Here is a 16,150-nt window from a genome sequence, read left to right as displayed (position 1 = left end):
ACCCCCCTCAATTAGAGCGACAGGCGCCCATGCCGGTGTTGGCGGGCGCCAAGCCTTGGTAGGCTTGTCTCCATGATCCAGTACCGCATTGCCATCGCCGACCTGCATGCCCACCGTTTTGAGGTGAGCATGACCGTGCCCGCTCCCGCCGCGCGTCAGGGGCTCAGCCTGCCCGTCTGGATTCCGGGCAGCTACCTGGTGCGGGAGTTCTCCCGTCACCTCGGGCAGGTCACCGCACGACAGGGCAGCCGGGACCTCACGCCGCATCAGACTTCCAAGAACCGCTGGGAGTTCGACTGCAGCGGTCGCGGCGCCCTGGTGGTGACTTATTCGGTGTATGCCTTCGACACCTCGGTGCGGGCGGCGTTCCTCGATGCCCAGCGGGGATTCTTCAATCCGACCAGCCTGTGCCTGCGGGCGCACGGCAAGGAGACGCTGCAACACCGCATTGAGCTGGTGGGCCTGCCGTCCGGCTGGGAGGTGGCCACCGCGATGTCTCGCGGCGACGACGGTCACTGGCAGGCCGCCGATTACGACGAGCTGGTGGACCATCCCTTCGAACTGGGCCATTTCTGGCGTGGCGAATTCGTGTCCGGTGGCGTGCCGCATGAGTTCGTGGTCTCCGGCGCATTGCCGGTGATGGATGGCGAGCGGCTGCTCAAGGATGCGCAGCGCATCTGCGACACCCAGATGCATTTCTGGCACGGCCCCAAGCCCAAGGGGCCGATGGACCGGTATGTCTTCCTCCTCAATTGTGTGGATGACGGCTATGGCGGTCTGGAGCATCGCGCCAGCACGGCGCTCATCGCTTCCCGCCGGGACCTGCCGCGTCTGGGGCAGGCGGAGCTGACCGACGGCTATGTGAAGCTGCTGGGCCTGATCAGCCACGAATACTTCCACACCTGGAACGTCAAGCGGCTGCGTCCCGACGTCTTTGAACATTACGACTACGAGCAGGAGAACTACACCCGGCTGCTGTGGTTCTTCGAAGGCTTCACCTCCTACTACGACGATCTGTTCCTGGTGCGCGCCGGGCTAATCGACGAAGCGCGTTACCTCAAGCTGATCGGCCACACCTTCACGCAGGTGCTGGGCGCGCCGGGGCGCAAGCATCAGAGCGTGGCGCAGTCCAGCTTCGAGGCCTGGACCAAGTACTACCGCCAGGACGAAAACGCCCCCAATGCGCTGGTGAGCTATTACGCCAAAGGCTCGATGGTGGCCCTGGCGCTGGACCTGACCCTGCGCAGCGCGGAGCGCGCCAGCTCGCTCGATGAGTTGATGCGCGCCCTGTGGCGGGAGTCCGCCGGTGGCCCGGTGAGCGAAGAACGCATCTTCGCGCGGGTGGCCGAACTGGGCGGGGAGGTGGTGGCCCAGCTGCTGCAGCAGTGGGTGGGCGGCTGCGACGACCTGCCGTTGCCGCCGCTGCTCGAGCGCCTGGGCGTGCGCTGGACCCACGAGAAACCGACGCTGGCGCAACGCCTGGGTCTTAGGGTGCAGGACACCGATGGCGCGCTGGTCGTCAAGCAGGTGCTGCTGGAAGGCGCCGCACTGGCCGCCGGCCTGAGCCCGGGCGATGAGATCGTCGCCTGCAACGGATGGCGGGTGCGCAAGCTGGACGACGTGACGCTGACGCTGGACCCGCAGCATCCGCAGGACCTTCAGCTGCTGGTATCGCGTGACCAGCGCATGCTGACGCTGACCCTGTCCCTGCCGATGCAGGACAGCTTGGCCCGGCCGATCTGTCTGGGCGTGCTGGACAAGGCCCCGGCCCGCGCGCAGAGCCTGCGGCGTGCATGGCTGGGCGGCTGATCCAGCCCCGCACCGCAGCACTGGTGGCGTTGACGCTGCTGGTGGTGCTGCTGCATCTGGGCCTGCTGGGCGGCGTTCAGCAGCTGCTGGGCGATTGGGCGCCGGTGACACCGGAGCCGGAGCGCATCCAGGCGGCGTTTGTGCGGGCCTTGCAGCCGGCGCCGCCACCGCCCCCGATGGACACCCGGCCGAGGGGCGAGGAGGGGGCACCAGGCGCCGATCTGGTCAAGGCCAAGCCAGGCTTGAAGGCGCCCGCTGGCGACCTGCCGGGCCGCCTCGCGGCCTCCGACACACCGTCGCGGCAGTCGGCCACCGCGCCCGACCCACTGTCGTCCCCCCATGCCCTGCAATTGCCGGAGACCCCCGGCGACTACCAGCCAGGCATCGAATGGCCGCTCTCCACCGAGATGCAGTACCGCCTGACCGGCAACTTCCGTGGACCGATCTACGGTCAGGCGCGGGTGCAGTGGCTGCGGGAGGGCGCGCACTATCAGGTGCATCTGGAAGCGAGCATCGGCCCGGCCCTGGCGCCCTTGATGACCCGGCGCCTGAGCAGCGACGGCATGATCGGACCGGACGGTCTGATGCCCAGGCGCTTCGACGAGGTCACCGGCGGATTGGCCGGGGGACGCCGGCAAACCTCGCTGCTGTTCGATGACGGCGGCGTGGTGCTGGCCAACGGCCAGCGCGTGCCGAGGACCGACGACACGCAGGACGCCGCCAGCCAGTTTGTGCAGCTGACCTGGATGTTCCTCACCGGGCGTCAGACGGCCCAGCCGGGATGGCTGGTGCAGTTGCCGCTGGCCTTGCCGCGGCGGGTGCACACCTGGCGCTATGTGGTGCGAAATGACCTGGAAACGGTGGACACGCCGATGGGCCCGCTGCAGGCCTGGCATGTGGACTCCGACATGGTCGACACCTGGGGCGATATGGAAACGGAGATGTGGCTGGCGCCGTCGCTCCAGTACTTGCCGGTGCGCATCCGCATCTGGCAGAACCGGCAGAAGGATGCGAACAGCTATATCGATCTGACACTGAAGGAAGCGCCGCTGCAGGCGATGCCGGCGGCGGCGTCGGCCCCCCAGTGACCGGACTCATGACCGGCCCCAAGGGCCACCCCCAGGGCCGCCACCGTGACCGCGAAGGCCAGAGGGATTCGGTCTTCCGCCCCGCCTGACGTAGCATGACCGCCATGGCCACGCCCCATCAACTCATCCTCTTCGAGCTGTCCATCCAGAGCAGCTATCTGAACAACACCGAAGCGCCTGCGACGGAAGACGTGTTCGACACCATCCAGTTCTTCGCCGCCAATGGCAAGGCCTGGCGCATCAAGACCTTCGCCACCGACCAGGACGTGCACATCTGGGAACTGGGATTTGACGGGACGGACGAACTGGTGGAACTGGCGGTGGGCCACACGGAGGCCAACTACGGCGACGTGCTGGAGGCCGGCTACGTGATGGCTTCCGAGACGGGCCTGGATGGCCTGCGCGCCGAACTGGACGCGCGGGAACTGCCGGTGAACCTGAAGGAAACTCCCTTTGGAGCCGTGTTCTGGACGCCACCGGGTTCTCATTACCGGACGCAATCCCGTCCATCCGAATGAGCTGCCCCGCGAAGGCGGGCCCCGTGATCTGCGCACACGGCTTTAGGTAATTGACTGACACGCCGGACTGCAGGTGTGCGGCTGGCGGAGCGCTCCTAGGCTAAGCAGACTCCTGAGTGCATGAGGGGCATGTCGCCCTTCTTCCAGCCGAGTCGGTCATGTCGCCACGCCCTCCCGCTTCTGTCTCTCCCAACCCCGCCGCCGACGACGGTTTGCGATATCTGCGCGTCAATGGCGACGCTTCCCTGCTCGGCGCCTGCGCGCTGGTGCTGCTGGTGGTGCTGGCCGTCGGGCAGCAGTATGGGCAGCTGGGGGTGGCGCTGGGTTGGGGGATGCCGCTGTTCCTGGTCGCCGGCGGATGTTTTCTGATGGCCCGCGGCAGCTGGCTCAATTCCGTCGTGCTGCCGATGCTGTTGGCCAGCCTGATCGCCCTGCAGATCCATCTGGGCGGCGGCAATCTCGAATATCACTTTGGCGTGTTTGTCTCGATCGCGCTGATGCTGGTGTACCGACACTGGCTGCCGGTGATCGTGATGGCGGCAACGTTCGCAGTGCACCACGTGCTCTTTGACCGCCTGCAGGCGGCGGGCCTGGGACTGTTCTGTCTGTCCAAGCCCGACTTCGCGCAGATCCTCGGTCACGCCACCTATGTCGTGGTGCAGACGGTCTTCGAAGTCTTCATCGTGATCAAGATGCGCCGGGATGCGCAGCTGATGGCCGAGCTCAACACCATCACCGAGGTGCTGGTGGGGACTCGTGGCAAGGTGAACTTCGCCGCCGTCCAGGTGCCGGTGACGACGCGCGCCGCGCGCGAACTCAGCGAAGCGCTGCAGAGCGTCGCCGTCACCGTCGGGCAGGTGCACAGCGCCGCTGAATCGGTGGATGCGGCCTCGAATGAAATCGCGACGGGCAACTCCGACCTGTCCATCCGCACGGAAGAGGCCGCTGCCAACCTGCAGCAGACGGCAGCCTCGGTGGAGGAGCTGGCCCAGGCAGTCCGGCAATCGGCCGATACCTCCCGGGAAGCGTCCCACCGGGCGCAGGAAGCGACCCAGCGTGCCGCCCGAGGCGAAGCCACGGTGCAGACGCTGGCGGCCAGCATGGAGCGGGTGTCCGACTCCGCCAGGCGGGTGGGCGACATTACCGCCGTGATCGACGGCATTGCCTTCCAGACCAACATCCTGGCGCTCAATGCTGCGGTGGAAGCCGCGCGGGCGGGCGAAACCGGCCGTGGCTTTGCGGTGGTGGCCTCGGAAGTGCGGGCGTTGGCCCAGCGAAGCGCCGAGGCGGCCCGTCAGATCAAGGAGCTGATCAGCACCTCCACCGAGCAGGTGGCCGCGGGCGTGGCGAGTGCGGACGCGACGCGGCTCGTGCTGTCCGAAATCGTGGCCGACGTGCGCAGCGTCGATGAGTTGCTGGGGTCTCTGTCCACCGCGTCGGCCGAGCAGGCCAAGGCGGTGGATACCGTCAACCATGCGGTGGTGGGCCTGGACAATGCGACGCAGCAAAATGCGGCCCTGGTGGAGGAATCCACCGCCGCCGCGCATTCACTGCGGGAGCAGGCGCGGGTGCTGGCCAGCGCGGTCCAGCGGTTCGAGCTGGCGCAGGGCTGAGGGACGGAGGATTCAGGGCGCGGCCTCCGGAGGCGGGGGGGCTCAGGTCGGCCTATAGTTGCCGCCATTGATGACACCCCAAGGCGGACCACCGCCCATCTTTGGAGACCAGCCCATGACATCCCAGTCGATCACCGACATCGCCTTCGAGAACATTCTGGTGGAGGTCGTCGGCAGCGGCGACCGCAAGACCGGCCTGATCCGCCTGAACCGACCCAAGCAGCTCAATGCCCTGAGCGACCCGCTGATGGACGAACTGGGTCGGGCGCTGCTGGCCTTCGATGCGGACGACGGCATTGGCTGCATCGTGCTGACCGGCAGTGAACGGGCCTTTGCCGCTGGCGCGGACATCCCCACGATGGCGCCCCACACCTTTATGAGCGCCTTCAAGAGCGGCCTGATCTCCAAGAACTGGGAAACCATCCTGCAGGTGCGCAAGCCGGTGATCGGCGCGGTGGCAGGCTTTGCCCTGGGCGGCGGCTGCGAGCTGGCCATGATGTGCGACTTCATCATTGCGGCGGACACGGCCCGCTTTGGTCAGCCCGAAATCAAGCTGGGCATCATCCCCGGTGCTGGCGGCACCCAGCGCCTGCCGCGCGCGGTGAGCAAGAGCAAGGCGATGGACATGCTGCTGACGGCCCGCATGATGGATGCCGCCGAGGCGGAACGCGCCGGTCTGGTGTCCCGCGTGGTGCCGGCGGAGCAGCTGATGAGCGAAGCCCTGACCGCTGCCGAGACCATCAACGGGTTCAGCGGCCCGTCCACCATGCTGATCAAGGAACTGGTCAATCTGGCCTATCAGGGGCCGCTGACCGACGGTGTGGCGGTGGAGCGCCGCTACTTCCATGCGCTGTTCGGCAGCGACGACCAGCGTGAGGGCATGGACGCGTTCCTGGCCAAGCGCGCGCCGTCGTTCAAGCACAGCTGAAGCGGCGGCAGGACAGCGGCAAGGCGCCGGGCCAGCGGCAGCCGCACGGCCCAGCGGCCGAGTGGCCCCGATCGTTGACGTGCTTTCGACGCTGCCCACCGCCCACCGTGGCGATTGTTGACGATCCGTGAACAGATCTTTCCATCGCGGCTAGTGTTTCCCCTAGGGGGTGACGCCTACAGTTCGATCCATGGACGACGCGCAGCGTGCGGAGTCCCAACGAACGAGAGGAACCGCCATGAACAAGTTTTCCGCCACCGCCCTGATCGCCGCCGTCCTGCTGGGCACCACCGGCGCCGCTTTTGCCGCTGAACCGGCCGCTCCCACGGCCAAGACCCGTGCCGAAGTGCTGGCCGAACTGCAAGCTGCCCGCGAATCCGGTGAAGTCGCAGCCCTGAGCGCCGAACAAGCCGGCGTGGGCGCGCTGTCCAACGGCGTCAACGCACCGACCGCCAGCCAGATCGCCGCCAGGAAGGCTGCTGAGAAGGCCGTCGTCGCCAAGAAGGGCGCTGCTTCCGAAGGCGTCGCCAGCAAGTAATCCTGTGCAGGCCCGAGCTGGGGCCGCCAAAGAAAAAGCCGCTGCGGGCCAGGCCCCAGCGGCTTTTTTTGATGCGCCCGAGACCGGGCGCGTCGGTCCTCGGATGCCTCAGACGCGCTTGAGCGCCGGGAACAGGATGATGTCGCGGATGGACGGGCTGTCGGTGATCAGCATCATCAGACGGTCGATGCCGATGCCGCAACCGCCGGTGGGCGGCATGCCGTATTCCAGGGCGCGGATGAAGTCGGCGTCAAAGAACATCGCTTCCTCGTCGCCGGCGTCCTTGTTGGCCACCTGCGCGTGGAAGCGGGCGGCCTGGTCTTCGGCGTCGTTCAGCTCGGAGAAGCCGTTGGCGTACTCGCGGCCGGTGATGAACAGCTCAAAACGCTCGGTGATGGCCGGGTTGCTGTCCGAGGCGCGCGCCAGGGGCGAGACTTCCACCGGATAGTCGATGATGAAGGTCGGCTCCCAGAGCTTTTCTTCCACCACCGCCTCAAACATGCCGAATTGCAGTTCCGGCAGGCTCCAGTGCTTGGGTGCTTCTTCCCCGTGGTGCTTGAGCTTCTCGCGCAGCACGGCCGCGTCGTCTGCTTCGGCGGCAGTCAGGCCGCCGTGGGCGATCAGCGAATCACGCACCGACAGGCGGGCGAACGGCTTTTCCAGATCGACCGGCTTGCCGGCGTAACTCACCAGGGCGCTGCCGGTGGCGGCGCGGGCCGCATGGCGCAGCACTTCTTCGGTGAAGTCCATGAGCTCGTGATGCGTCCAGTAGGCCGCATAGAACTCCATCATCGTGAATTCCGGGTTGTGCCGGACGCTGATGCCTTCATTCCGGAAATTCCGGTTGATCTCGAACACCCGCTCGAAACCGCCCACCACCAGACGCTTGAGGTACAGCTCGGGCGCGATGCGCAGGAACATTTCCTGGTCCAGCGCATTGTGGTGGGTGGTGAACGGACGGGCGTTGGCGCCGCCCGGGATCGGGTGCAGCATCGGCGTTTCGACTTCCAGGAAGCCGTTGTCCACCATGAAGCTGCGGATCGACGAGACGGCCTTGGAGCGGGCCACGAAACGGCTGCGGGCCTCTTCGTCGGTGATCAGGTCGACATAACGCTGGCGGTACTTCTGCTCCTGGTCCTGCATGCCGTGGAACTTGTCCGGCAGCGGGCGCAGGCTCTTGGTCAGCAGGCGCAGCGAGGTCACCTTCACCGACAGTTCGCCGGTGCGGGTGCGGAACAGCGTGCCTTCGGCGCCCAGGATGTCGCCCAGGTCCAGGTGCTTAAATTCGGTGTAGGCCTCGTCGCCCAGCGCATCCTTGGAGAGGAACAGCTGGATGCGGCCGGTGGCGTCCTGCAGCGTGGCAAAGCTGGCCTTGCCCATGATGCGCTTGAGCATCATGCGGCCGGCCACGCTCACCTGCACCGACTTCGCTTCCAGCGTCTCGTTCGGCTCTTCGCCGAATTCGGTCTGCAGCGGCTGGGCGCGGTGCTGGGGTTTGAAGTCGTTCGGGAAGGCGGCCTTGCCCTCAGCCTTGGCCTTGGCACGGATGCCGGCCAGTTTTTCGCGGCGCTCGGCAATCAGTTGGTTGTCGTCTTGGGCAGGCAGGGCCTGCGCGTCGGGCGCGGTGGCCGGGGAGGGGGCGTGGGGCTGGCTCATATGAACTCGTTGAAGCTGGCGGCATTTTAAGTGGTCATCCGCCCTTAAAATTTGCCGCTTGGCCGCACCCGCGGCATTTCCGTCGCGTTTTGTCGTCGATTGCGCTGCTTATGCCTCTGTTCCCCATCCTGGACCGCAAGATCCGTGTCGCCCTGGTCGGCTGCGGCCGCATCTCCAAGAACCATCTGGAGGCGCTGGGTCGCCATCAGGCACGCGCCGAGCTGGTGGCCGTCTGCGACAACCGCCCCGAAGCACTGAAAGACGCGATGGCCCAGACCGGGGTGCCCGGTTTCGAGTCGCTGGAGGCGCTGCTGGCCGGCAGCGATGCCGACCTGGTCGTGCTGGCCACCCCCAGCGGGCTGCATGCCCAGCAGGCCATCACCGCCGCGCGGGCCGGCCGCCACGTTCTGAGCGAGAAGCCGATGGCCACCAAGTTCGAGGAAGGCCAGGCCATGGTCCGGGCCTGCCGCGATGCCGGCGTGAAGCTGTTCGTGGTCAAGCAGAACCGGCTCAATGCCACGGTGCAGCTGGTGAAGCAGGCGCTGGACCAGGGCCGCTTCGGCCGCATCTTCATGAGCACCGTCAACGTGTTCTGGACCCGACCGCAAAGTTATTACGACGCCGCGCGCTGGCGCGGCCGCTGGGACATGGACGGCGGCGCCTTCATGAACCAGGCCAGCCACTATGTGGACCTGCTGGACTGGCTGGTCGGCCCGGTGGACAACGTGCATGCCTACACCGCCACGCTGGACCGTGACATCGAAGCCGAAGACACCGGCGTGATGAGCCTGCGCCTGCGTCACGGCGGACTGGCCAGCATCAACGTCACCATGCTGACCTATCCGCAGAACCTGGAAGGCTCGATCACCGTCCTGGGTGAAAAGGGTACGGTCAAGATCGGCGGCACGGCCGTCAACAAGATCGAGCACTGGGCCTTTGACACGCCGCATCCGGATGATGAGCGAGTCAAGAACGCCAGCTATGAGACCACCAGCGTCTATGGCTTCGGCCATGCGGCCTACTACGACAACGTCATCCAGACCCTGCGCGGTGAAGCCCATGCGCAGGTCGATGGCTACGAAGGTCTGCGCTCGCTGGAGCTGCTGGTGGCCTGCTATCGCAGCGCCCGCGATGGCCAGCGCGTCGGCCTGCCGCTGGTGTTCTGAGCATGGCGTTCTGGCAGCACGCCTCGGCCGTGGTGGATGACGGCGCCCAGATCGGTGACAACACCAAGGTCTGGCATTTCAGTCATGTGTGCGCGGGCGCCCGCATCGGTCCGGACTGCTCGCTGGGGCAGGGCGTCTTTGTCGGCAACGATGTGAGCATCGGCCGCAATGTGAAGATCCAGAATCAGGTATCGGTCTACGACGCGGTGACGCTGGAGGACGACGTCTTCTGCGGCCCGTCCATGGTCTTCACCAACGTCTACAACCCGCGCTCGGCCGTGCCGCGCAAGAACGAATACCGCCGCACCCTGGTGCGCCGCGGTGCAACGCTCGGCGCCAACTGCACCATCGTCTGCGGCGCGACCGTGGGCGAATACGCCTTTGTGGGCGCCGGCGCCGTGGTCAAGGGCGATGTGCCGCCCCATGCGCTGATGGTCGGTGTGCCCGCCCGCCAGATCGGCTGGATGAGCCGCCATGGCGAAAAACTCGACCTCCCGGTGGCCGGCCATGGCCGTGCCACCTGCCCCGGCAGTGGGGAGGTGTATGAACTCAGCGACCACGGCCTGCGCCTGATGTCGTCCCCGGAGTCCAAGGCATGAGCCTGCCCTTCATCGATCTGAAGTCCCAGTACGCGGCGCTGAAGACGTCCATCGACGCCCGCATCCAGGCGGTGCTGGACCACGGCCAGTACATCATGGGGCCGGAAGTGCAGGAGCTTGAGCAGCAGCTCGCGGCCTATGTTGGCGTGAAGCACTGCATCACCGTGGCCAGCGGCACTGAAGCGCTGCTGATCGCGCTGATGGCGCTGGACCTGCAGCCGGGGGATGAGGTCATCACCACGCCGTTCACCTTCGCCGCCACGGCGGAAGTGATCGTGCTGCTCGGCGGCGTGCCAGTGTTCGTCGACATCGAGCCGGACACCTGCAACATCGACGCGCGATTGATCGAAGCCGCCATCACCGACCGCACCCGCGCCATCATGCCGGTCAGTCTGTATGGCCAGGTGGCGGACATGGATGCGATTAATGCGATCGCGGCCCGCCACGGCGGCATTCCGGTGATCGAGGATGCGGCTCAGAGCTTCGGTGCCAGCTATCGCGGGGCAGAGGGCGGAACTGCAAGCGGACCCGCAGGCGAAAATGCCGACGAGAGAGCCGACGAGAGAGCCGACGAGAGAGCCCGCCGAGAAGGCCATGGCGGCGTGCGCCGCTCCTGCGGCCTCTCCACCTGGGGGGCGACCAGTTTCTTCCCCAGCAAGCCGCTGGGCTGTTATGGGGATGGAGGCGCGCTGTTCACCAACGACGACACCCTGGCCCAGGCCGCCCGCGAGATTCGCGTGCATGGCCAGAGCCAGCGCTACACCCACACCCGCGTGGGGGTCGGCGGCCGTATGGACACGCTGCAATGCGCCATCGTGCTGGGCAAGCTGGAGCGCTTTGACTGGGAAGTGCAGCAGCGCCTCAGCCTGGGTGACCGGTATCAGCAACTGCTGGCCGATCTGCCGCTGCAGCGGCTGGCCGTGCGTCCGGACCGGGACTGCGTCTGGGCGCAGTTCACCGTGCAGGTGGCGCATCGCGAGGCCGTGATCCAGAACCTGAAGGCCGCGGGCATTCCCACGGCGATCCACTATCCGCGTCCGCTGCATCGTCAGGCGGCGTATGCGGACCGGTGCCGGGTGCCTGCGCCCCTGCCGCATGCTGACGCCGCGGCGGCCCAGGTGATGAGCCTGCCGATGAGCCCGGACCTGACCCACGCGCAGCAGGACCAGGTGGTCGCTGCATTGCGTGATGCGCTCCGTGACGCACAGGCGACGGCCGCTTCTGCCGCTGCAACTGCGCCCGGATCCGTCAACGCCAACGCCCCCGCGCGCACCGCCTGAACTCATGCTGCGTGCCACGCTGACCCTGCTGGCCGGCGGCGCTCTGGCGCAGCTGTTGCCGCTGCTGCTGGGGCCGTGGATCACGCGTCTGTACTCCCCCATCGAATTCGGCCACTTCAGCCTCGTCTGGACGGTCGCCACCAATGTGGCGGTGGTGGGCTGCGCCCGCTACGAATTCGCGCTGCCGCTGGAAAAAGATGCTGACCAGGCCGCGCGCCTGATGGCGCTGTGCCTGCGAGTGCTGGCGGCAGTGACGCTGACCAGTGCGTTGATCGGGTGGGCCTGGGCGACGTGGCAGGACCTGGATCTGGCCCTGTGGCTGGGCCTGGCGGTGCTGGCGGGTGCGCTGGCGCAGGCGATGACGCTCTGGGCCACCCGCGCCAGCGCCTTCCATGCGCTCGCGGCTGCGCGCCTGCTGCAGTACGGCGGCGCTTCGCTGTTGCAGGTCGCCCTGGGACTGGCTGCCTTCAGTGCGGTCGGTCTGCTGCTCGGGCCCATCCTGGCCGGGCTGGCGGCTGCGCTGTGGCTGGCCACCGTGGCCCGTCCGGTGAACGGCTGGCGCTCGGTGCTGGGCCAGGACCGCGCCGGTCTCGTCGCTCTCGCCCGCCGTCACAAGGACTTTCCACTGCTCAACACACCGCATGCCTTTGCCGGCGCGCTGCAGGACAGCGTTGCGTTGCTGCTGCTGTCGTCACTGGCGGGCGACGCATCCGCCGGCTACTGGGCGCTGGCTCTGCGCTACCTGAAGGCGCCGGCTGGCCTCGTGGGCGGCGCCCTGTCGCAGACCCTGTATCCGCGCCTCGTGGCGGCCCGCTCGCCGGAGGAGGCGCTGCGTCTGGTGCGTCAGGCCATGGCGGCGCTGGCGGCGTTCGCCGTCCCGTTGGCAGCGGTGCTGACCGTCTGGGGTCCCTCGCTTTTTTCCTGGGCCTTCGGTGAACGCTGGCAGGATGCCGGCGAACTCGCGCGGGCGCTGGCGCCGTATGTCGCAGTGCATTTCATCGCTTCGCCGCTGGCGGTCACCACCATGGCCTGGCAGGCCCAGGGCTGGGCCCTGCGGCTGGCGCTGGTGGGGCAGGTGGCCTTTGTCGGCGGCCTGGGTATCGGCCTGCTGCAGGGCGGCCTGATCGGCGCGGCCTGGGGCGTCTCGGTCACCATGACGCTCTACTTCGGTTATTACTTCTGGGCCCTGGCGCACTGGAAACACAAGGACGGACTCTTCGCCACATGAAAGCAAGCCTGCGACGAAGGCTCTGGCAGCCGGTCAAGATGCTGGTCTCGCGACTGTGGGGCACCCGCATGGTGGGCGGCTTCATCCGGGGGGACGGCACCTGGCTGCCGCAGACCCGCATCAGCAACACCAGCATCGTGTTCGCGCGCGAGCGGCTGGACGTGGGCGACCATGTCTTCATTGGCCACTTCAGCGTGCTGGATGCCACTTATGGCCTGCGCATCGGAGAGGGCTGCCAGATCGGGTTCTTCACCGGCATCTTCACCCACTCCAGCCATGCGGCCATCCGCCTGTATGGACGGGAATACGTCCGCGTGCCGGAGAAGAAGGCCTACTTCACCGCTCCGGTGAACATTGGCGACTTCTGCTTCATCGGCGCCCATGCGACGCTGTTGCCCGGCACCCGGCTGGGGCGCGGTTCCATCGTCTCCGCCTACAGTCTGGTGAGCGGCGAGCATCCGGACTTTGCCATCCTGGCCGGCCAGCCCGCCAAGGTGGTCGGCGACACCCGCCGCATGGATGAACGGCTGCTGCGCGAGCATCCGGAACTGATGCCCTTCTACAAGGACTGGGCGGGCAGCACGCCCGCCGATGCCCCGGATTCCCCATGAGACTAGTCCTGATCGGTGACGGAGAAAGCCCGCATCTCCTGAAGTGGGCGCGTGCCCTGGTGGACCAGGTGGAACTGTGGGCCGCCTCGACCCGCGGCTTTGCGCCCGAGTTCAGCTTCCTGATTCCGGAAGACCGGCGCCTGGCGCTGGACACCCGGCCCGACCACGGCGGTGGCAACCTGGCGGTGATCCAGCAACTGCCGCGCCTGGGCCAATGGCTCGCCCGGGTGGATGCCGACTGGCTGCATCCGCACTACCTCACCTCTCACGGCACGCTGGCCTGGGCGGCCCGCAAGGGCTGGCGGCTGCGGGCGCGCATCGTCGGCTCCGCCTGGGGCAGTGACATTCTCGTCACGCCCAACCAGGGCTGGGGCTACCGCTGGCTGACGCGCCAGGTGCTGCAGGCCTGCACCCTCACCACCTCCGATTCCGAGCACATGGCGCAGCGCATGAAGGAACTCGGCGCGGGGGAGGTGATGACCTTCCCGTTTGGCCTGGAAGCGCTGCCCAAGCAGAACGTGCGCAAGCAGCCGTGGCTGTTCTATGCCAATCGAGGCCTGGAGCCCATCTACCGGCCGCAGCGGGTGATCGAAGCCTTTGCCGCTGTGGCGGCCCAGCAGCCGACCGCCCGTTTGCTGGTGGCCAATGACGGCTCGCTGCGCGACGCGCTGCACGACCAGGTGCGCAGTCTGGGCATTGCCGAGCGGGTCGAGTTCCTCGGCCGGCTGGATGCCGTCGCCCAGGGCCGCCACTATGCCCAGGCCCGATGGTTTGTAAGCCTGCCGGAGAGTGATTCGGTGTCGGTCTCGGTGATCGAGGCCATGGCCCATGAATGTCTGCCGTTGCTGTCCGATCTGCCTGCCAACCATGAGTTGCTGGGTGAAGGACGGCATGGCCTGATCCTGTCCGGTCCGGACGCGCTGACGGGCCTGCCGGCCCGGCTGGCCGCCCTGGCTGGTGATGCCCACATCGATGCGATGGGCGCGGCCAACCGGGCCTGGGTGGCGCACAACGCCCTCTTCGGCCCGGCGGTGAAGCGCTTCGTGGCACGACTCAACGCCCTATGAAGCTGCTCCTCATCAATCATTACGCCGGCTCACCCAAGCACGGCATGGAATTCCGACCGTTCTACCTGGCCCGCGAGTGGGTGAGGGCGGGGCATCAGGTGCTGATCCTGGGGGCGTCCTACTCCCACGTCCGCACGGTGCAGCCGGACCCGGGCAGCGCACAGCTCAGCGGCGTCTCCTACCACTTCTACGACACGCCCGAGTACCAGGGCAACGGCGTCGGCCGGGTCAAGAACATCTGGTCCTTCTGCCGCCAGGTCTGGAAGGACGCGGACATCCTCGCCCGTGAATTCGAACCGGATGTGGTGATCGCCTCCAGCACCTATCCGATGGATGTGTGGGTGGCACGGCGCGTGGCGCGGCTGGCCAAGGCCAAGCTGGTCTACGAGGTGCACGACCTGTGGCCGCTGTCGCAGATCGAGCTGTCCGGCATGTCGCCGCGGCATCCGTTCGCCATGCTCTGCCAGAAGGCGGAGAACGACGCCTACCGCGATGCCGACGTGGTGGTGTCGATGCTGCCCAAGGTGCATCAGCACATGGCCTCGCATGGCCTGGACCTGAAGAAGCTGCACATCGTGCCCAATGGCATCACGCTGGACGAATGGCAGGGCCCGGGCGAGCCGGTGGATGCCGCCCTCCAGGCGCATCTGGCGACGCAACGCGCCGCTGGCCGCACCATCGTCGGTTATGCCGGCTCCATGGGTCAGCCCAACGCGCTGGACGTGCTGCTGGATGCGGCCAAGCTGCTCAAGGACAGTCCCATGTCCTTTGTGCTGGTGGGCGGTGGGCACGAACGGGATCGGCTGGCCGCGCGGGTGAAGGACGAAGGGCTGACCCACGTCACGCTGTTCCCGCCGGTGCCCAAGGCGCAGATTCCGTCCCTGCTGCAGGGCTTTGACATCGCCTACATCGGGTGGCAGCGCACGCCGATCTATCGCTTTGGCATCGCGCCCAACAAGCTGATGGACTACATGATGGCCCAGCGTCCGGTGCTGCATTCGGTGGACGCCGGCAATGACCCGGTGGCCGAAGCCGGCGCCGGCCTGACGGTGCCGCCGCAGGATCCGCGGGCGGTGGCCGAGGGCCTGCGCCAGCTGGCCAGCCTGCCGGCCGCACAGCGTGAGATCATGGGCCGTCACGGGCGAGAGTTCGTGATGAAGCATCACACCTATCCGGTGCTGGCACAGCGGTTCATCGAGGCGGTCTCGGACTGAGGGTCGCGGCCTCGGATCAGCGCGTTCCTCACGTCGATATCGCTTGCACCACGCCGCCATCGTCGCCCCGCTCGCCACCCATCCATCCTCCGCCATCCGCCCCACCATGCCCCAGGATCAGGAACTCCAGGCCATTGCCCAGCGGTATGCCCGTCGCGAGGAGCGTCTGGGCGGGCTTGAGCGCTACAGCCTGCTGCGGCCGGAGGTCTGGCAGATGCTGCATGAGCGGCAGGCGCAGCAACTGCGCCTGCTGGCGGCGCGCGCTGGCCGCCTGGGGCCGGTTGCCGACTGGCGGCTGACCGAGGTCGGCTGCGGCGCCGGCGGCAACCTGATGGACATGCTGCGCATCGGCTTGCGGCCGGAGCACCTGACCGGCATCGAGCTGCTGCCGGAGCGCTTTGAAGCCGCACGGTCCTCGCTGCCGGGTGCCGTGCGCCTGCTGGCCGGCGATGCGTCCCAGACTGAGATCGAGCCGGCCAGCCAGCATCTGGTGATGCAGTCCACCGTGTTCTCCTCCATCCTGGACGATGCCCTGCAGCAACGGCTGGCGCAGGCGATGTGGCGCTGGGTCCGTCCGGGTGGGGCGGTGCTCTGGTATGACTTCATCGTCGACAATCCGCGCAATCCGGATGTGCGGGGCGTGCCGGTGCGGCGGATGCGGGCGCTGTTTCCGCAGGGCCGGGTCACGGTCCGGCGGGTGACACTGGCGCCGCCGATCGCGCGGGTGGTGTGCCGGCTGCATCCGTCGACCTATCGCCTTCTGAACATCGTGCCGCTGCTGCGCACCCACGTGCTCGCCTTGATTGAAAAGTCGGTGGACCCGCCGGCTTGAACG

At 67.3% G+C, this 16,150-nt stretch carries 15 protein-coding genes; 14 read left to right on the top strand and 1 reads right to left on the bottom strand.

All coding sequences use genetic code 11. From position 1 onward, the window contains the following. The first annotated feature begins 72 nt into the window (after window positions 1–72). The 6 genes from FHS28_RS12920 to FHS28_RS12895 all read left to right on the top strand — a co-directional run bounded on the left by FHS28_RS12920 (window position 73) and on the right by FHS28_RS12895 (window position 6,494). Window positions 73–1,809, top strand: coding sequence for a M61 family metallopeptidase (locus tag FHS28_RS12920; RefSeq protein ID WP_088451057.1), 1,737 nt, complete (start codon window positions 73–75; stop codon window positions 1,807–1,809). Continuing rightward, window positions 1,794–2,897 (top strand): DUF3108 domain-containing protein, encoded by a 1,104-nt coding sequence (locus FHS28_RS12915; protein ID WP_088451056.1) that lies wholly within the window; start codon window positions 1,794–1,796, stop codon window positions 2,895–2,897. Before FHS28_RS12920 ends, FHS28_RS12915 begins: the two co-directional genes overlap by 16 nt. A 104-nt stretch (window positions 2,898–3,001) precedes the next feature. Next, window positions 3,002–3,415 (top strand): hypothetical protein, encoded by a 414-nt coding sequence (locus FHS28_RS12910; protein ID WP_184294732.1) that lies wholly within the window; start codon window positions 3,002–3,004, stop codon window positions 3,413–3,415. Between the two features lie 158 nt (window positions 3,416–3,573). Beyond that, on the top strand, window positions 3,574–5,028 hold the full coding sequence (locus FHS28_RS12905) for a methyl-accepting chemotaxis protein (protein ID WP_088451052.1): 1,455 nt from the start codon (window positions 3,574–3,576) through the stop codon (window positions 5,026–5,028). Window positions 5,029–5,167: 139 nt separating this feature from the next. Then, window positions 5,168–5,956 carry an enoyl-CoA hydratase gene (locus FHS28_RS12900; protein WP_184294849.1) on the top strand — a complete coding sequence of 263 codons (789 nt, stop codon included), beginning with the start codon at window positions 5,168–5,170 and terminating at the stop codon, window positions 5,954–5,956. Between the two features lie 238 nt (window positions 5,957–6,194). After that, window positions 6,195–6,494, top strand: a complete 300-nt coding sequence (locus tag FHS28_RS12895) for a DUF4148 domain-containing protein (RefSeq protein ID WP_088451048.1) — start codon at window positions 6,195–6,197, stop codon at window positions 6,492–6,494. Between the two features lie 108 nt (window positions 6,495–6,602). On the opposite strand, the gene lysS is transcribed toward FHS28_RS12895, so the two are convergent. Further along, window positions 6,603–8,150 (bottom strand): lysine--tRNA ligase, encoded by a 1,548-nt coding sequence (gene lysS, locus FHS28_RS12890; RefSeq protein WP_088451046.1) that lies wholly within the window; start codon window positions 8,148–8,150, stop codon window positions 6,603–6,605. A 110-nt stretch (window positions 8,151–8,260) separates the two neighbouring features. On the opposite strand from lysS, the gene FHS28_RS12885 reads away from it, so the two are divergent. Genes FHS28_RS12885 through FHS28_RS12850 form a run of 8 tightly spaced genes read left to right on the top strand, consistent with a single transcriptional unit; the run spans window position 8,261 to window position 16,147 of the window. Continuing rightward, window positions 8,261–9,316, top strand: coding sequence for a Gfo/Idh/MocA family protein (locus FHS28_RS12885; protein WP_088451044.1), 1,056 nt, complete (start codon window positions 8,261–8,263; stop codon window positions 9,314–9,316). 2 nt (window positions 9,317–9,318) lie between these two features. Further along, window positions 9,319–9,915, top strand: a complete 597-nt coding sequence (locus FHS28_RS12880) for an acyltransferase (protein WP_088451042.1) — start codon at window positions 9,319–9,321, stop codon at window positions 9,913–9,915. A gap of 2 nt (window positions 9,916–9,917) precedes the next feature. Further along, entirely contained in the window at window positions 9,918–11,195 is a 1,278-nt protein-coding gene (locus FHS28_RS12875; protein WP_246410080.1) for a DegT/DnrJ/EryC1/StrS family aminotransferase, read from the top strand. A gap of 4 nt (window positions 11,196–11,199) precedes the next feature. After that, window positions 11,200–12,423 carry a lipopolysaccharide biosynthesis protein gene (locus FHS28_RS12870; protein WP_088451038.1) on the top strand — a complete coding sequence of 408 codons (1,224 nt, stop codon included), beginning with the start codon at window positions 11,200–11,202 and terminating at the stop codon, window positions 12,421–12,423. Then, window positions 12,420–13,034 carry an acyltransferase gene (locus FHS28_RS12865; protein ID WP_088451036.1) on the top strand — a complete coding sequence of 205 codons (615 nt, stop codon included), beginning with the start codon at window positions 12,420–12,422 and terminating at the stop codon, window positions 13,032–13,034. Before FHS28_RS12870 ends, FHS28_RS12865 begins: the two co-directional genes overlap by 4 nt. Beyond that, window positions 13,031–14,101, top strand: a complete 1,071-nt coding sequence (locus tag FHS28_RS12860; protein WP_088451034.1) for a glycosyltransferase — start codon at window positions 13,031–13,033, stop codon at window positions 14,099–14,101. The genes FHS28_RS12865 and FHS28_RS12860 overlap by 4 nt, the downstream gene beginning before the upstream one ends. Next, on the top strand, window positions 14,098–15,315 hold the full coding sequence (locus FHS28_RS12855; RefSeq protein WP_088451032.1) for a glycosyltransferase family 4 protein: 1,218 nt from the start codon (window positions 14,098–14,100) through the stop codon (window positions 15,313–15,315). Before FHS28_RS12860 ends, FHS28_RS12855 begins: the two co-directional genes overlap by 4 nt. A 43-nt stretch (window positions 15,316–15,358) precedes the next feature. Beyond that, window positions 15,359–16,147: a class I SAM-dependent methyltransferase gene (locus tag FHS28_RS12850; protein WP_310736780.1), complete on the top strand. Its 789-nt coding sequence runs from the start codon at window positions 15,359–15,361 to the stop codon at window positions 16,145–16,147. The last annotated feature ends 3 nt before the right edge of the window (window positions 16,148–16,150 follow it).

The sequence above is a fragment of the Roseateles terrae genome (genome assembly GCF_014192155.1).
GTDB classification, from domain to species: domain Bacteria; phylum Pseudomonadota; class Gammaproteobacteria; order Burkholderiales; family Burkholderiaceae_C; genus Roseateles; species Roseateles terrae.
The sequence above is the reverse complement of the archived record's forward strand: the minus strand, read 5'-3'. Positions and strand labels throughout refer to the sequence as shown.

Excerpts from the sequence above, each read along its gene's own strand:
- FHS28_RS12860 (WP_088451034.1), top strand. The coding sequence starts at position 13,031 with ATGAGACTAGTCCTGATCGGTGACGGAGAAAGCCCGCATCTCCTGAAG.
- lysS (WP_088451046.1), bottom strand. The coding sequence starts at position 8,150 with ATGAGCCAGCCCCACGCCCCCTCCCCGGCCACCGCGCCCGACGCGCAG.
- FHS28_RS12910 (WP_184294732.1), top strand. The coding sequence starts at position 3,002 with ATGGCCACGCCCCATCAACTCATCCTCTTCGAGCTGTCCATCCAGAGC.
- FHS28_RS12915 (WP_088451056.1), top strand. The coding sequence starts at position 1,794 with ATGGCTGGGCGGCTGATCCAGCCCCGCACCGCAGCACTGGTGGCGTTG.
- FHS28_RS12885 (WP_088451044.1), top strand. The coding sequence starts at position 8,261 with ATGCCTCTGTTCCCCATCCTGGACCGCAAGATCCGTGTCGCCCTGGTC.
- FHS28_RS12865 (WP_088451036.1), top strand. The coding sequence starts at position 12,420 with ATGAAAGCAAGCCTGCGACGAAGGCTCTGGCAGCCGGTCAAGATGCTG.
- FHS28_RS12895 (WP_088451048.1), top strand. The coding sequence starts at position 6,195 with ATGAACAAGTTTTCCGCCACCGCCCTGATCGCCGCCGTCCTGCTGGGC.
- FHS28_RS12880 (WP_088451042.1), top strand. The coding sequence starts at position 9,319 with ATGGCGTTCTGGCAGCACGCCTCGGCCGTGGTGGATGACGGCGCCCAG.
- FHS28_RS12855 (WP_088451032.1), top strand. The coding sequence starts at position 14,098 with ATGAAGCTGCTCCTCATCAATCATTACGCCGGCTCACCCAAGCACGGC.
- FHS28_RS12920 (WP_088451057.1), top strand. The coding sequence starts at position 73 with ATGATCCAGTACCGCATTGCCATCGCCGACCTGCATGCCCACCGTTTT.
- FHS28_RS12905 (WP_088451052.1), top strand. The coding sequence starts at position 3,574 with ATGTCGCCACGCCCTCCCGCTTCTGTCTCTCCCAACCCCGCCGCCGAC.
- FHS28_RS12870 (WP_088451038.1), top strand. The coding sequence starts at position 11,200 with ATGCTGCGTGCCACGCTGACCCTGCTGGCCGGCGGCGCTCTGGCGCAG.